This is a genomic window from Bacillus cereus group sp. BfR-BA-01453 (assembly GCF_022662915.1).
Classification (GTDB): domain Bacteria; phylum Bacillota; class Bacilli; order Bacillales; family Bacillaceae_G; genus Bacillus_A; species Bacillus_A paranthracis.
The window spans coordinates 1-16,260 of the sequence record NZ_JAKUEN010000005.1 but is presented as its reverse complement, the minus strand read 5'-3'; the positions used below and the strand labels follow the sequence as shown (position 1 = coordinate 16,260).

The following is a 16,260-nucleotide window of genomic DNA, read 5'->3' as shown; positions in this document are numbered from 1 at the left end:
GGAATATTCCTTTGGTTTCTTACATTTTTTTATGTTGTTTGGAAATCTTCTTCCACTTGTCACGCTCTGCTCTTGCAAGAATAGTATCTTGTTTTCTCATAAAATACGCCAGTTCTCTTTGTAATTTTTTATAGCTTTGCAAACGATTTATCGTAATCATTCCGTTATCAATTGCATTATGCACTGCGCACCCTGGCTCATTTTCATGCTTGCAATCCCTAAAACGGCACGTTTTTGCTAGTTCTTCAATATCAGAAAATGTCGTTTGAATTGCATCGCTTCCTTCCCAAAGCTGCAACTCCCTCATACCAGGAGTATCAATAACTAAACTACCACTCGGTAATCGGAACAATTCACGATGAGTTGTCGTATGCCTTCCTTTACTATCTTCCTCACGAATATCACCCGTTTTTGCTACTTCAATTCCTATAAGTGCATTTAACAAAGTGGATTTTCCAACCCCTGATGACCCGACTAAAGCAATTGTTTTTCCTGAAGTAACGAATTGCTGCAACGATTCAATACCGGTATGCTCTACACTATCAACGACGAAGATTGGAACACCAATTGCCACAGCTTCCGTTTCAACAATTTTCTGCTCTATGTCCTCACATAAGCTACTCTTTGTTAAAACAATTACAGGCATTGCACCGCTTTCATACGCTAATAGTAAATAACGTTCCATTCTTCTTACATTAAAATCATGATTAAGTGCATTCACTAAAAATAGATAATCTACATTTGCCGCTATTACTTGTTCTTCCGTTCGATTACCAGCCTCTTGTCTAGAAAAAGAGCTTCTTCTTGGAAAAATACGATGAATAATTGCTTTCTTTTCATTCTCTATTTTCTTTATATACACCCAATCACCAACTGCTGGATAATCTCCCTTCATTACTGCTTCATGCCGAAACTTTCCAGACAGTTCTGCCATATATTCACCATCATTACAAATAATTCGATATATATGCTTATGCTCAAGTAAAATACGCCCTACCTCAAAGTTCTCTACAGCTTGTTCCTCAAAGAAAGAATCCCAGCCGAACGATTCTAAAATATTTTGATTCAAATTGATATCCTCCCTAATGTAAGCTAAGTGGAAGGATCGTGCGCTCACTTATATAGTATCGCCCTTTCCATCCACCTTTGTATTTGGTTTATGATTCATATAAGTTATTTTCGCCATAATACATCACCCCGTTCTCATTTTAATTACTCTCATTATATGGAATATTTATTTAAAAAGCTACCTTATTTAACGTAATTTTCAAATAATTTATTTTTCATCATTCTAATTTGCCCACGGTGACTAATCTCATCTTCTAGCACGTGAAACTACAAATAGTACTGGTTATGCCGCTACACCATTAGGCCACTTTCTTTCTGACATAAGCCATCCATCACCTTGTTCACTCAAATACTTCAGTGATTCTTCTCGAACACTTTGTAGAAGCTGTACATAATACTTTATTTCATGACCACGAATCGTTTTCCTCGATTCTCCTAAATAGAGTGCGTCTTTCCATATTTCTAATTCTTCCTTTGTAAAGTCACGCTCTTGAAATGAAATAAGCTGATGTGCTTTTCAATAGCTGCTATATGCTTTAGTAACGCTCCAATGGAATTCCCTCCACTCGGTATCATTAAATCTAATTGCTCAACCGATAGATCTCTTATTTTCAGGAATGTTACAGCCCTTGTATGCTCCAGCATGCTTACTAATTCCCCTATATTTTTTGTATAACCATCCACACTTCTTATTCGGTAATCTATATTCATATCACGCACCCCTTTCTGTATTCATATTAAGGAATAACAGCTTCATATAATAGACTGAAATATATCAGATTTTTCTGTTATAACTAAATTGAATACGTAATACCCCCAAACAAACTTTCTCAATATGTTTCTATGAAATATTAAAAGGAATCGATATAAAATAATCGAATCTTATTCACTAAAAGGAGTGGATTCGATGGAAATGTATCAATGGCTAACTGCTGTTCTCGTTGGTGGCATTACCGGTTTCGTTTCCCATCTAATCAATAACCAAGGTAAGTTATTGCTTCCACGCCGTTTGAAAACTTTTTTTCACTTTGGGTTTTTGACTGATATTTTCACTGGCAGTCTAGCTGCACTTCTTGGACTCGTTTTATTCGATGTCACCTTAATAAAAGAAATTATTAAAGTATCCATTGTGACTGCTATTTCTGGTCAGACTTTCTTACTACATCAAGCGCTTGGTGGTGAGCAGGCTAAAAACACACAAATTGGGAAAGCTGATGAGAAGATTCAAGAAATTGACAAATTATTGCGACGTTAGTCTATACTTTTTTTTAAAATTATTGCTATAATAAACAATAAATATTTTCTATTGCGTCGTTTGTCAGAAGAAAGGGTGTTTCGTATGACAAAAAAGAAAATAGAAGATTTCTTAACAGACACTGAAAAAGAGGAACTGCTAGAAAACTATAAATGTTTACGAGAAGCCCGCACAAAAAGCGAAGCTAACTATTTTGGAGAAGCAGTAAACCATCTATTAAATAAAGCAAAACAACGAATTATTAAAGATGCAGGCATACATGATGAAAATGCAGCAACTGTTCAATCAAAGAGAAAAGCACTGTTTTAGTTCATTAGCTAAAACAGTGCTTTTTATTATGTTATTTTTCACATTACTTTCACATCTATTTCACAATTATAAGTAGTCCTATATGTTATACTCAGTATATCCTTTTCCAAGGAGCTATATGCCGATATATTAATCCCTATCTCTATAGGGATTTTTATTTTTGGGCTTTTTTTATTTGTAAAGACTTTATGACGCAATTCCTGTTTCACGATTCTCAGTTAGTCTTTCACTTTTTCTAAACAGAAATAAAGCTAAAATATATAATAACGCAGTAAAACTACCTACAAATATAAAATTGTGAGACGCTGCAAATAGCATTCCTGCCATTGCCGCTCCAATCATTTGACCCATATACATAGAAGCATTCGCTAGAGCCGCTCCTGTTCCTCTTGCTACGATAGATATGTTTTGTAAGTGCCTCATCATTAATACAAACAAAATTCCTGTCACAAAAAACAAAACAAAGAATAAAAACTCCACAATTATAATGTTGTTTACATGAGGAAGTAATGTATATAGAACTGCTGTAAATATAATTCCACCATAGAATGAAAGGTTATAACCAATTTTATTTACGATTCTAGGCCCAAAAATATTACCAGTTAAATTTCCTAATCCTAATACGAGCATAGCTGTTCCTATTTCATGAATTTGCAAGCCAAATTGAATAGACAGCCACACACCGAAGAATGAAAATGCAGCAAAATTACCAGTTTGAAAAACAAAATATGCAAAATAAGAAAGTGAAACCTTAGAATCTGAAAGTAATTGTTTATAGCGCTTTAAGATATTTGTTTTCTTTTCTCTTATATGAACCGGTTGTATTTCTGGTAATACTCCATAAATAACAATAACAAGTAGCGCTGATAATATACCAATGATAAAGAATGGTGTTGTATAGTGTATCATTGCTAAATATGATCCAACTGGCAGTCCTAAAATTTGAGAGAGTGACAATCCTGCTGTTGCAATCCCAATTGCCTTTACAATTTGTTCCTTCTCTATAAGCAGCGGAATAGATGCCCACACTTGTGGAGATACAAAGGCTGCACTTACACCTGCTAAAAATCTAAATGCTAGCATCCATCGAAAACTCGGTGCAATTCCACATAAAAACGTACTTAACGCAAAAAAACTCATTCCTATTACCATCACTTTTTTTCTGTTTAAACTATCTGATATAGGACCAGCGATAAGTGCAAATGCAGCATATCCTAAAGCATATGAACTCACCATCCACCCTGACAACTCAGTTGAAATATGATACACCTGTTGTAATGTGGGTAACAGTGGTGAAATTAAGAAAGTATCTGTACCGATCATAAACATGATTGTAAAGAATACAGCTAGTACTCTTTTCATTTAAATCTTCTCCTTTCAACTAATCTTCTAAAATAGATTCAATCTCTTTCATGACATCTTCATTCATTGAAACTTCCACCGCTCTTACACTTTCTCTTATTTGCTCCGCTCGTTTCCCACCAGGAATAACAGTATCAATTCCTTTTTGGTTTAATAACCATGCTAAAGCTAAATGCGATAATTCGAGATCCTTTTCTTTAGCTATGTCTTTTAACTTTTCAACTTTCTTAAAGTTGCTCTTATATGTATTCTCTTCAAATAGATTTACACTTTGACGCCAATCTCCTTTATTCAATTTGAAATCTTCTGTATATTTACCACCTAGTATCCCAAAAGCAAGAGGCCCGTAAGGAATAAATGAAATACCTGATTCTATACAATATGGCAAAAGTTCTTGCCCAGCAGTACGATCTAACATATTATACGGCGATTGTACAACATCTATGTGCCCATGCTGATTCGCTTCTTTTAATTGCTCTACGTTTACGTTAGATATTCCAATTGAACGAATTTTCCCTTCTTCTTTTAGGCGAGTAAGTTCTCCAATTGAATCTATGTAACTTGTTTCTGGGTTTGTAAAATGTAAATAATATAAATCAATATAATCAGTTTGTAGTCTTCTTAAGCTATTTTCTACAGCATTTCTTAAATAGCTCGGTTCATTATTCATATAAACCTCTCCATTTAATAACGGTTGTATTCCACCTTTGGTAGCAAGTACAACTTCATGGCGTTTTCCTTTCAATACTTCTCCCACCAATTCCTCTGATCTACCGAAACCGTATGAATCTGCTGAATCAAAAAATGTAATCCCTTGCCCCATAGCTTCTTCTATTAATCGTTTTCCTTCTTCCTCATTCACATCAGCATATAAATTATGTCCCCCTACAGCGTTTGTTCCTAACCCCAATTTTGAAATATGTAGTCCTGCCTTTTGCAATTTTGTATACTTCATTTTTTCTCCCCCTATATTTCTATTGTTCGAATATATTCGAACAATAGAAATATACCACTTTATATGTTATAGTGCAAATATATTAACTTATACAAGCAGGTGAAAAAATGCGTACTCTCTATCATCCAAATCGAGAAGAAATTCAATTCTCTTCTGTTCTATATGCACTTAGCGATCAAATTCGTTTACAAATTGTAACGATGCTACTAGAAAAAAACGAACAATCTTGTGGCGCGTTAAACATTCCAATCGCGAAATCAACTTTATCACACCATTTCAAAGTTTTACGTGAATCCGGTGTTATGTATACACGCCTTGAAGGAACTCAACGTTTCATTTCAATTCGTGAAGATGACTTAAATGCTAGATTCCCCGGTTTATTAGATGTCATAATACATGCGACAGAACCATACTAAACAACATCTCATAGGAATATGAGATGTTGTTTAGTTTTTCTATTCTTTTAATACTGTGAGGTTTTATTCATTGAGTATTTTGTTCTTCACTATAACTACCAAGTCCCTTCCTAAATTAAAATTTGAATAAAACGTTTGAACGCTGATATCCCTTCTTCATCTCGTTTAAAAACACCAGCATCTTCAAGCGCCTGTATAAATTTTCTGCCCACTTCTTCTCTTATAATCTCCTGTACATTTTGTTCATATATCCGATTGTCATATTTGATTTTTAATTGTTCTGCCCATCGTATATGAGGCGTTGGAATATCACTTGGAATGTTAAGTAAAAATTTTTCCACTTCCTGAAGTTCTGTTTTTAAACGCGCAGGTAGTACAGCTAACCCCATTACTTCAATTAGACCGATATTTTCTTTTTTTATATGTTGTATTTCCGCATGAGGGTGGAAAATGCCCAATGGATGTTCCTCACTTGTATAATTGTTCCGTAAAACTAGATCCAATTCGTACATATTATTCCGGTAACGAGCAATAGGAGTAATCGTATTATGCGGAACATCATTCGTAAATGCAAATAAATTAACAGAAGGATCACTATATCCCTTCCAACTCTCTAATATGTACTCCCCTGCATTTACTATTTGTTCTATGTCGTTACTTCTTAAGCGAATAACTGACATAGGCCATTTAATAATCGAACATTGCATTTTTGGAAAGTTAGTTAGTTCAAAAATTATGTCGTTCGATGCATTTGCCATAGCAAATTCATAGTTTCCACCTTGATAGTGATCATGTGTTAGAATAGATCCTCCTACAATTGGCAAATCTGCATTGGACCCAAGGAAATAATGTGGGAATTTTTCTACAAATTTTAACAAACGTAAAAATGTTTGACGGTCGATTTTCATATCACGGTGTTCTGAAGACAATACAATGCAGTGTTCATTGAAGTAAATATACGGAGAATACTGTAGAAACCAGCTTTCATCTGTAAGATTCATACGAATCATACGATGATTCGAGCGTGCTGGATGTCCAGTTCTGCCTCTATATCCTTCATTCTCAATACAGAGTAAACATTTTGGATAATTTGTACTTTCCGATACTCTCTCTCTAGCAATTTGTTTCGGGTCTTTTTCCGGTTTTGATAAATTAATTGTTATATCAATGGCACCATATTCCGTATTTACTTTATAATTTATATTTTTGGCAATTTGCTTTATTTGTATATAGTTGCTGTTTTTACTTAATTCATAAAAGTAATTTGTCGCAGCCCTCGGATTTTGTTCGTATTTTTCATAAAAAAGAGCATTGATAATGGACGGTTTGGACATAAAAATATCCATAATTGCACTTGCTAAAATCTCCCTCTCGTCCATTACTGATTCAATGACTTTATGCATACAAGCATATTCAATCAACTCTTCCAATAACTCCGAAATTGCTTTCTTTGTAGATGTGGGCGCTGACGCTTCCACTACAAAATCACCTAAACGAAGTAAAGAAAGAATTTTATTCCTTGTATATATTTCATCTTCTTGGTCAATTAATTGAATTTCAATAGCTCGATCAATTAACTGCTGGATAGCTTGATATATCATCATCATTTACCTCCTCTAGTCTCATAGCGTTTTAGGTTGTTACGATGCAAGTTCTATGTACCTTTTATCATTTTATGGACAGACGTACGAGATAACCACCAGCCTAATATACATTTCGCGAAAAAGAATTCAATACTAGAGTCTCCGTTACATGCAACAAAACCACACTAAAAACCATCTCATAAAAATATGAGATGGTTTTTAGTAATTGTTATTCTTTCAATAAATCTATTAATCCATTCCCTTCAGATGTACGTTCATATCCTAAAGGTACAGTTCTTTTAATAAGTTGTGCATATATTTCTGGTTCTGATAACTTTCTACCATATTCCCTTTCACACTGCTTTATGAGCAATGCCAGCGCTCCAGCGACATGCGGTGTGGCCATAGAAGTTCCACTTAATACCGCATATTTCCCTTCAGGATACGTAGATAATATTTCATCGCCTGGTGCCACTAAATCAATTTCTTGATTTGAATTACTAAAACATGCGATTTTCCGCTCTAAATTGACGGCACCGACTTCAATTACTTCTGAGTATGCACCTGGGAAATCTAGTTCCTCCGTATTATCATTACAATCTCCATTATTCCCAGCAGCACATACGACGAGAACATCTTGCTTTACCGCATTTTGAATTGCTTCATGTAATTCTGGAACATCTTGCGGGCCACCAAGTGACATGGAAATGACTCTAACTCTTTCTTTATTAGGCCCTCTCCAATTTACAGCATAATGAATCGCCTCAATAATTTGCTCATAACTTCCAGAACCATCTCCTGCTAAAACCTTTAACACTAACATTTTAGCAAGTGGTGCCACTCCTAAAACACCAACTCCATTTTCAGTCGCTGCAATTGTCCCAGCTACATGAGTACCATGTCCGTTATTATCAAGATAAATATTTGGATCTCCTTCGTAATCTTTCGTGAAATTTCTTCCGCCGATAATACGATCCTTTAAATCTATATGATTCATATCACACCCTGTATCTAATACGGCAACAACAATATCTTTACCTTTTGCACTCTTCTCCCATACTTGTGGAGCATGAATGAGTTGTACACCTGGTGGAATTTCATTTACTTGTTCAACTACCTTATCTACTGTAAAAGGAATCAATTGTATACCTTTTTGTTTATTCGCTGTACTACTGTTCATCGTAATCCCTCCTGAAAATATATTATTTTCATTTCAGACCACTTTTGAAAATGCTTACATGTAACATTCGTTTTAGTTGTTTCGTTTTCCTTCCTTAAAAATATTTCTCAATAAGGCTTACGAAATTTATACTACTCTTTTATTTATCTCGTAATTTGTAGACATCAAAAATCCGATTGGTACAACCAATAACCAAAATAAAAGGACCACTAAATTGGTCCTTTTATTGTCTTTCAAGAATGATATGAAATTTTTAAAATAATATAAATTAAGACTAAGCCCCACTCTTGTTTAAAAACTTCTCTATTTCTTTTATTAAATATTTCGCTCCATCTATACTAACAGTAATGTTTCCATTTGCTAATGATATGTTTTGATTTGAAACATCACCTGTTATTTGACAAGCATTGTAAGGTTGATATTTTTGTAAAATGACTTTGTCTTCTTCTACGAAAATTTCAAGCGGTGATTTAATTTGTATTCCCAATACATCACGTAATTCTTTAGGAATTACAATTCGTCCTAATTCGTCTACTTTTCGAATAACTCCTGTTGCTTTCATATTACTTCCTCCCTTACTATTTATTAATTTTTTCACCTCGCTTTTTCCATTTTATCACTTTTTGGTAATACCTGCCTCTTTTTAGAAAATTTTGTACTCAAGTTAAAAAAACACATTTAACGAATACGTAATCTCTCTTTCAATTGTTTTAAATAACGAAATCGAATCAGTAAAAAATATACAACTTGAATTACTATGAAAATACTTAATACAATCGCATTTTCTTTAAATAGTGAGTACTCAAACATCTGTCCGAGTGCAGTTAACGCTACTGCCCCATGTAATGTTGCAACACCTATTGGAACGAAGAATAAAAGTCCCAACCTGATTGTAACTACTTTCGATAATTCTCCACTTGTTAAGCCTACTTTTCGAATCATTTCAAACAAACGAGTATCATCCTCCAAGTCAGAAAACAAACGGAAATAAAGGAAGCTTCCTGCACATACGAAAAATACAATACCGATAAAGAAACCTACAAATAGAATTGGTCCTGCAATTTGTAAACTTTGGTTTTGTGCGTACTCTTCTGCACTAAACGTTGCATGTTCTTCATAAGGTTTCATCTGATGCGTTAGTTCTTTCCCAACCTCAACTTCATCTTTCGTTCCCTCTGTTTTGTATACATAATTTTTTTCCTCTTTAAATCCATCTTGTAATGCATCATACTGCTTGTTAGAGATTACATAAACGTTACCTCTTATTATTTTACTTAATGAAGACGTATTAATTTTTTTCACTTTTAAAGGTTCATTCAAATGCGGCAACGTAATTTCTTTTCTTTCTTTCATCGGTGGTCCTGGTATATCAACTGCCAAAAATAAAACTTCTTTTTTTGATACCGCATGAAAGGGTTCTCCTGTTAACTTCGCATATTCCTTATAGTCTGATTCCTTTATAAACGTGGCGCTTCTTAACGACTGCTCCTCCGTTTTCTTCGTTGAAATATTAGTTTTTGAAGCTGCTATACTATGTTTCTTTAACCCTTCGTCAATCATCTTCAAATGCTGTGATTCATTACTATTTCCTTGCTTAGAATGATAGTGAAACGCAATTGGTCTCTCCATAATCGCCTTTGTCATTGATGTAAACCCAACTAATGTACCTATTGCTGAAAATGCTACAGTTGAAATTATCGTTACAATAAAGAACATTCTTGCGTTATCTCTCATACGGTAAGCTAAATCTGACAACGTAATAATATTTGTCTGTGTCCAATAAAAACGTTTACTTTTTTTACATAGTCTAATAGTAAAAACACTCAACTGCTTGTACAGCAAATACGTACCAATAATGACTACCGTTGTAACAGGAATCATCATGATAAATACCATTGCACCGTGTGACATAAGCGCTCCTGCATATCCGGCACTAAGCAATATAACTGCTAATATAGAAGAAATAATGGATGCTTTCGGTTCCGGCTTCGCTTCTGCCGATCCTCTAAACAATTTCATAATTTTATTTTTTCGAATCATTCCTGCACTAAACAATGAAATGATCATAAATAATACGAAAAACATCATACTCGTTACAACAATGGCTTTCATTGGAATGTAATAGGGTAAGGAAATATCTAACTTTAATATCATTGGAGCTACAAATAGTAATATTCCGGAAAATAGCATTCCAGCAAGTATCCCAAAAATAATTGCCCCTATCCCAATCATAATATTTTCAAAGAAGATAAGACGCTTTAATTGATATTTCGTCATACCTAACATCATTAAAATTCCTAATTCACGCTTTCTCGTTTTTAAAAACATTCCCATCGAATATAAAATAAAGAAAAATGTAAATAAGTAAATAATGGACTGTGCAAACGACATACTTACGAACACGTATTGTCCCAATTCTCCAGCACTTAATGCTGGATGAAACGCAAAAAACGAATAAACAAAAAAGGCCATAATAGCAAATGCACTACTTAAAAAATATGCTGAATATGTTCGTCTATTTCGCGTCACATTCCGATATGCGAGTTCTCTAATATTCATATTACTTCTCCGCCCTTCTACTAACTATGTTCTTATATTAGTAAAGTACGGAAATCCCTTCCATTGATTCAAATGACAAAAACCTTACATTATTGAAAGGTTTCAAAAAAATTGCTTAAACGATGCAGTTTCATTATAATGACTACATTCATATTCATACACACATCCTATTGTATATTCGTTAATTTTGCGAAATAATAAAGGATAGAAGTATGTACCAATATACATATAAACTTATTTACCGCTTTAATATGAATAGGAGGAAAACATAATGACATTGCAAGAACAGATTATGAAAGCATTACACGTTCAGCCTGTAATTGATCCGAAAGCAGAAATCCGTAAACGTGTTGATTTCTTAAAAGATTATGTAAAAAAAACAGGTGCGAAAGGATTTGTACTTGGAATTAGTGGCGGACAAGACTCTACATTAGCGGGACGTTTAGCTCAGCTTGCAGTGGAGGAAATTCGTAATGAAGGTGGTAATGCAACGTTTATCGCCGTGCGCCTTCCTTATAAAGTGCAAAAAGATGAAGATGATGCGCAATTAGCATTACAATTTATTCAAGCTGATCAATCTGTTGCATTTGATATCGCTTCAACTGTTGATGCTTTCTCAAATCAATACGAAAACTTATTAGATGAATCGTTAACAGATTTCAATAAAGGTAACGTAAAAGCACGTATCCGCATGGTTACACAATATGCAATCGGTGGACAAAAAGGGCTCCTTGTTATCGGAACAGATCACGCTGCAGAAGCTGTAACAGGATTCTTTACAAAATTCGGAGATGGTGGTGCAGACCTATTACCATTAACGGGATTAACGAAACGCCAAGGACGCGCTCTATTGCAAGAATTAGGTGCGGACGAGCGACTTTACTTAAAAATGCCAACAGCTGATTTATTAGATGAAAAGCCAGGTCAAGCTGATGAAACAGAGTTAGGTATTACGTATGATCAACTTGATGACTATTTAGAAGGTAAAACAGTTCCAGCTGACGTTGCAGAAAAGATTGAAAAACGTTACACAGTGAGTGAGCATAAAAGACAAGTACCAGCATCAATGTTTGATGATTGGTGGAAATAAATAAAACATAAAAAAGAAGCTAATCTCATTTAGCTTCTTTTTTATATGTTAACGATATACCCCTACCCTTTTCTCCAATAAATCTTGCAGGCAATCTTCATGCTGTTTACAAAATAACGGTGGCATGTCGTCTAACGGGAAAAACTTCAAATCCAACGTTTCATCACCATCTGCTTTTTTGTCGCCTCCAACTATTGAGCATGAAAAACACATCACAATTGACTGCGCCTTGTCTCCATTTGGATATGATTGAAAATATTTTGTATACACTCCAATAAGTTCATTTATTTCTACATCATACCCGGTTTCTTCTTTTATTTCTCGAATTGCAGTTTCCGCAGCCGATTCTCCTATCTCCATGGCCCCCCCTGGAAAGCCCCAAGCGTTAAAGTCGCCTCTTTTTTGCAGTAATACTTCTCCTTCTTTATTAAATACAAAACCACCGGCAAAGTTTAAGAAAACATAATCATGCCCTACTTTTTCGCGTAATTCTTTTATATAATTGGCCATTCTCTTTCCCCTTTTCATACTTCTTTTATCGCTATTCCTTATCTTTTTCAAGCAATTCAATAATTCGATCTAGCTTCTGATTCATATGCATCACTTGTTGTTTTTTTGCAGCACTGCTTTGCAATACTCTTCTTATAAACAAAGTAAATGATAGGAAAAATAAAACGACAAGTCCGATTACTAAACAAGTATATATCAATGTAAATATATTACTTTCGAACAAGTTCATTCCACATTCACATCCTTATCCTTTTATTTTATCACATAATTCTTAATATTAAAAAGTAATCAATAAATAAAAAAAGCATCTTTTACAGATGCTTTTTCCCATTGCTTAATACGTAAACGTAATTGTAGCTAATGAATAACCCGCCAATGCACTATAAGGCGCTACTTGATAAGACACACGCTTTGCACCTTTTGGCCAATTTATTTCATTTAATACTTTCTTTATATCTTGCATCGTCCCATCCATGGACTGCTTATATCGCACTTCTACTTTTTCTGGTTTAGCTGCAAACTGTTGCTGTAACTTTTTCTTAAATTCATTATAATTTTCTGCTCCGTATTCTGCAGATAAGTATTGTAGATTTGTTTCTTTTAACATCTGCTCATATACGACAGTTTTTGAGCTACCAGCTTTTATTTTATTTGTTAATTCACTGAAATAACTTGTAGTTGCCGCTGGATATTTGCTACGATCCCATTCGTGATCTTTACTTAACTGCTCGTCAGACATATTAAAATATGAATATGTTACACGTCCAGCTTTATCTGGCACTGGATCATCGAATGTAGTATCAAGGTGGTACCATTTGTTTTCAATGTTCACTAAATTCCATGCGTGAGCTTGTCCATTTCCTGTACCTGTTACAATATGGTTTTGGATGCCCGCTTCTTTTAGTAATTCATATGTTAATAACGTATATCCTTGGCAAACGGCAGAACGATTCGCTAACGCTTCATATGCTGTATATGCTCCATAAGACGTATCATACGATACATGTTTTACAACGTAATCATGAATAGCTTTTACTTTCTCATGTTCATCCATTCCTGGTTTTACAATCGAGCCTATAATCGCTTTCGCCTGAGATTTTACATATTGTGTTTGCTCTTTTGATTCACGGTACTTAACTTGCAGTGTAAACGTATAGTTTCCTGGTAATCCTTTAATAGAATATCTAGTAGACGCTACATTATATTTTACATACTCATCTGCATCTACAACTTTATTAAACTCGCCGTACAATTGGTCCATCACATTTCTAGCATTTCCATCTTTTGTTTTATATGTGATTGTAATATTTTCTTCTCGATTATCAACCTGTTTTTTTAATTCTTTTCTAAAATCATTTAACAACTTTGCATCTGATTGTGATGTCGCTACAGTTGAATTCGTAGCAGCATAAGATACAGATGAAGCCTGTAAGCCCCCCATTACTATCGTTGAACAAAGTGCGGCAGCTGTCACATACTTACTTGTCTTTCCCATCATGTCACTCCTTACATTCTATAACTATACGAAAAAGTATCGTATAGTTTCAGAGTATACAATACTTTTTCGTATAGGTCATATGAGATTATGCATATTTAACATTGTAAAAAGGCTGTTCTTTTTATAAGAACAACCTTCTTCATTAACAAGTTTGTAATACACAACATGCATTTTCAAAACGTCGATTTTTCAAGTCTTCATTTCCAATGCAGAAATAAAGCATCCCTAAATCTCCCCACATCATATTACAATTTTTAGTATCTGAGTCAATTTGGAATAAAAGCGTCATTTGCTGCGGGTCTATTTCCATATACTGTCCAGTTTCGTACAATACCTCATCTTGTACAGAAAATGGCTCACCAAATATTTGATGGTTATCGTAGTTATCTGGGATTAGCTCTTCAAGTAATTGTAAGAAACGATCTGAATCATTCTCATCTTCAATGAAAAGCTCTGGCAATTTATATGTCAGTTCAAAAGTAGTTGTACACTGGTTATAATTCGTTTGCAATTCATCCGCTCTCCGTAATTGCTCAACAGGAACATCATAATAAAGTACACGTCCCGCTTCGGTTGGATTCACATCTGCTTCAAAGTAATTTTCAACGCTAAAGAAATATAACATCCCTGTCTTAGGAAGATTATGATCCATACCAACATTTTGTAAATCCTTTAAATTAAATTGAGCGATAAACTGTAACGGATTTCCTTTATGCGTTGGGTATTCAAATGTAGCTGGTAAGTCAGGAATCCCTCCCATTTTCGAACTACCTATCGCTACTGTGTCCTCCTGCTTTGGCACAACTCTTATACAAGGAAATACAGTATTCATAAGTTCCTCTTTTAAATGCGTCAGCCCATATTTATCAATTAATACTTCAATTTGTTTATTCATACATTCTCCTTATATTTACATACTTATTTGTATCATCGCACAAAAATTATACTCCATTCTTTATAAAAACAACAAGCCTCCAAAAAAACGGGCTCTTCCTTCATACGCGAACAAGTTTAAAAAAGCATAGTATACATTGTTCCTACAAACACGATAGTTCATTATTTCTTCCAGTACATTTTCCCCTCGTTCATTTTTATTTTTAATTTAAGGAGGAATTCCACATGGGTTACGGATATAGTTGCGGCGGTTACGGTTACGGCGGTAGTTGTGGTGGATGTGGTTATGGAGGCTTCGCTTTATTAATCGTTTTATTTATCCTTCTAATCATCATTGGAGCTAGCTGTTGGGGCGGCTTTGTAGGCTGCTAGTAAATTTAAAAACTATTGTAAAAAAGCACGTACAATACGTGCTTTTTTGCCATTTTCAAATACTTTATGCGAAAGGAAGTATGATGGATGAAGATTGATGGTGTTTTTGAAGGAGGCGGTGTACGCGGAATTGCGCATGTAGGGGCAATTTGCGCGTTAGCTGAAAAAGGCTATGAATGGGAGCGTGTAGCTGGAACATCAGCTGGTTCCATTATCGCCGCGCTCCTAGCAGCAGGATATTCTTGCTCAGAGTTAAAAACGATTATAACTGACATTGATTATAATAAATTTACGAAGAAAACCTTTATTGACAGAATTCCATTTATCGGCAAAGGATTAAGCGCATGGACTAGTCTTGGTATTTACTCTAATATTTTTATAGAAGAATGGATTGAAGAATTACTGCGAAAAAAAGGAGTTCACTTATTTACAGATTTACCTGATTTAAATAAGCTTAAAATTATTGCTTCTGATATAAGTAATGGTAAAATGGTTATCTTTCCCGATGACTTACCAAACTACGGATTTTTAAATTATCGCTTTTCTATTGCTAAAGCTGTAAGAATGAGTAGTACAATCCCCTTCTTCTTTGAGCCCGTAAAATGGAGAACCCCTAAATGGAAGCAACCTTGTTATATGGTTGATGGAGGAATTTTAAGCAATTATCCAATTTGGATTTTCGACTCTCCTACTTCTCCCCGCTGGCCGACTTTTGGGTTTCATTTCGTAAAAGATGAGATTCAAGCTGACCCAGCCCACTACAACGAGCCTATCTCCATGTTCAAAGGACTTTTTAAAACAATGATGCAAGCCCATGATTTACGTCATTTAGACAAGGAATCAAAAGCAAGAACAATTACAATCCCAACAGGGTCCATTACTAGTACAAACTTTGAGTTAACAATGGAAGAAAAAGAGTGGCTATACAATTCTGGTTATAACGCCGCAAATAAGTTTTTACAATCGTGGAACTTCAGACAATATATTGATAACTATAGAAACGGAAATCAGGATCGAAAATCAAATCGTTATTTCCGCCAACTTGACTCATAATATTATTATCTTTTATACGAGAACACGTAACGCTTTCAAAAAAATAAGAGGTTGTCCCAAAAGTAGCTGAATAGCTACTTTTGGGCAACCTCTTTCTTTACAGAAAATATAAAAAAGAATCGTCCATCTTTGATATAATTAAGTCACCACAACCAA

17 protein-coding genes and 1 pseudogene are annotated in these 16,260 nt (G+C 34.6%); 6 read left to right on the top strand and 12 right to left on the bottom strand.

All coding sequences use genetic code 11. The features are described 5' to 3' along the window. Nucleotides 1-19: 19 nt before the first annotated feature. Both rsgA and MR070_RS12345 read right to left on the bottom strand, forming a co-directional pair. Entirely contained in the window at nt 20-1,069 is a 1,050-nt protein-coding gene (rsgA, locus tag MR070_RS12350) for a ribosome small subunit-dependent GTPase A (RefSeq protein ID WP_001073048.1), read from the bottom strand. Nucleotides 1,070-1,251: 182 nt separating this feature from the next. Continuing rightward, nucleotides 1,252-1,779: pseudogene (locus MR070_RS12345) on the bottom strand (DinB family protein). A 196-nt stretch (nt 1,780-1,975) separates the two neighbouring features. Between MR070_RS12345 and MR070_RS12340 the strand changes: the two are divergent. After that, nucleotides 1,976-2,323, top strand: a complete 348-nt coding sequence (locus MR070_RS12340; RefSeq protein ID WP_000426320.1) for a DUF4257 domain-containing protein — start codon at nt 1,976-1,978, stop codon at nt 2,321-2,323. An 84-nt stretch (nt 2,324-2,407) separates the two neighbouring features. Further along, the gene (locus MR070_RS12335; protein WP_000162601.1) at nt 2,408-2,632 is read left to right on the top strand and encodes a hypothetical protein; all 225 of its coding nucleotides are present in this window, start codon (nt 2,408-2,410) and stop codon (nt 2,630-2,632) included. 186 nt (nt 2,633-2,818) lie between these two features. Here MR070_RS12335 and MR070_RS12330 read toward each other — a convergent pair whose 3' ends face one another. Both MR070_RS12330 and MR070_RS12325 read right to left on the bottom strand, forming a co-directional pair. Continuing rightward, complete coding sequence (locus tag MR070_RS12330; protein WP_139895556.1) at nt 2,819-3,994, bottom strand: MFS transporter; 1,176 nt, start codon at nt 3,992-3,994, stop codon at nt 2,819-2,821. Nucleotides 3,995-4,013: 19 nt separating this feature from the next. Continuing rightward, on the bottom strand, nt 4,014-4,949 hold the full coding sequence (locus MR070_RS12325) for an aldo/keto reductase (protein ID WP_000877942.1): 936 nt from the start codon (nt 4,947-4,949) through the stop codon (nt 4,014-4,016). A 107-nt stretch (nt 4,950-5,056) separates the two neighbouring features. Here MR070_RS12325 and MR070_RS12320 point away from each other — a divergent pair, with 107 nt between their 5' ends. After that, complete coding sequence (locus tag MR070_RS12320; protein WP_001259915.1) at nt 5,057-5,365, top strand: ArsR/SmtB family transcription factor; 309 nt, start codon at nt 5,057-5,059, stop codon at nt 5,363-5,365. Between the two features lie 110 nt (nt 5,366-5,475). Here MR070_RS12320 and galT read toward each other — a convergent pair whose 3' ends face one another. The 4 genes from galT to MR070_RS12300 form a co-directional block, all read right to left on the bottom strand. Next, nucleotides 5,476-6,966 carry a UDP-glucose--hexose-1-phosphate uridylyltransferase gene (gene galT, locus MR070_RS12315; RefSeq protein ID WP_242261488.1) on the bottom strand — a complete coding sequence of 497 codons (1,491 nt, stop codon included), beginning with the start codon at nt 6,964-6,966 and terminating at the stop codon, nt 5,476-5,478. 211 nt (nt 6,967-7,177) lie between these two features. After that, nucleotides 7,178-8,128 carry a serine protease gene (locus MR070_RS12310; protein WP_001089035.1) on the bottom strand — a complete coding sequence of 317 codons (951 nt, stop codon included), beginning with the start codon at nt 8,126-8,128 and terminating at the stop codon, nt 7,178-7,180. 274 nt (nt 8,129-8,402) lie between these two features. Beyond that, entirely contained in the window at nt 8,403-8,690 is a 288-nt protein-coding gene (locus tag MR070_RS12305) for an AbrB/MazE/SpoVT family DNA-binding domain-containing protein (protein WP_000648332.1), read from the bottom strand. A 116-nt stretch (nt 8,691-8,806) separates the two neighbouring features. Beyond that, nucleotides 8,807-10,687, bottom strand: a complete 1,881-nt coding sequence (locus MR070_RS12300) for an ABC transporter permease (protein WP_139895561.1) — start codon at nt 10,685-10,687, stop codon at nt 8,807-8,809. Nucleotides 10,688-10,958: 271 nt separating this feature from the next. Between MR070_RS12300 and nadE the strand changes: the two genes are divergently transcribed. After that, nucleotides 10,959-11,777, top strand: a complete 819-nt coding sequence (gene nadE, locus MR070_RS12295; RefSeq protein WP_000174879.1) for an ammonia-dependent NAD(+) synthetase — start codon at nt 10,959-10,961, stop codon at nt 11,775-11,777. A gap of 48 nt (nt 11,778-11,825) precedes the next feature. On the opposite strand, the gene MR070_RS12290 is transcribed toward nadE, so the two are convergent. From MR070_RS12290 to MR070_RS12275, 4 genes are all read right to left on the bottom strand, one after another. After that, nucleotides 11,826-12,287 (bottom strand): NUDIX hydrolase, encoded by a 462-nt coding sequence (locus MR070_RS12290; RefSeq protein WP_000035004.1) that lies wholly within the window; start codon nt 12,285-12,287, stop codon nt 11,826-11,828. A gap of 31 nt (nt 12,288-12,318) precedes the next feature. After that, entirely contained in the window at nt 12,319-12,516 is a 198-nt protein-coding gene (locus tag MR070_RS12285; RefSeq protein ID WP_097851946.1) for a DUF4083 domain-containing protein, read from the bottom strand. Nucleotides 12,517-12,621: 105 nt separating this feature from the next. Next, nucleotides 12,622-13,782 carry a transglutaminase domain-containing protein gene (locus MR070_RS12280; protein WP_000520870.1) on the bottom strand — a complete coding sequence of 387 codons (1,161 nt, stop codon included), beginning with the start codon at nt 13,780-13,782 and terminating at the stop codon, nt 12,622-12,624. 145 nt (nt 13,783-13,927) lie between these two features. Then, nucleotides 13,928-14,680, bottom strand: coding sequence for a YwqG family protein (locus tag MR070_RS12275; RefSeq protein ID WP_242261410.1), 753 nt, complete (start codon nt 14,678-14,680; stop codon nt 13,928-13,930). Nucleotides 14,681-14,904: 224 nt separating this feature from the next. On the opposite strand from MR070_RS12275, the gene MR070_RS12270 reads away from it, so the two are divergent. Then, nucleotides 14,905-15,051 (top strand): YjcZ family sporulation protein, encoded by a 147-nt coding sequence (locus tag MR070_RS12270; RefSeq protein ID WP_000540425.1) that lies wholly within the window; start codon nt 14,905-14,907, stop codon nt 15,049-15,051. 87 nt (nt 15,052-15,138) lie between these two features. Further along, complete coding sequence (locus MR070_RS12265) at nt 15,139-16,104, top strand: patatin-like phospholipase family protein (protein WP_044790734.1); 966 nt, start codon at nt 15,139-15,141, stop codon at nt 16,102-16,104. Nucleotides 16,105-16,260 lie beyond the last annotated feature (156 nt).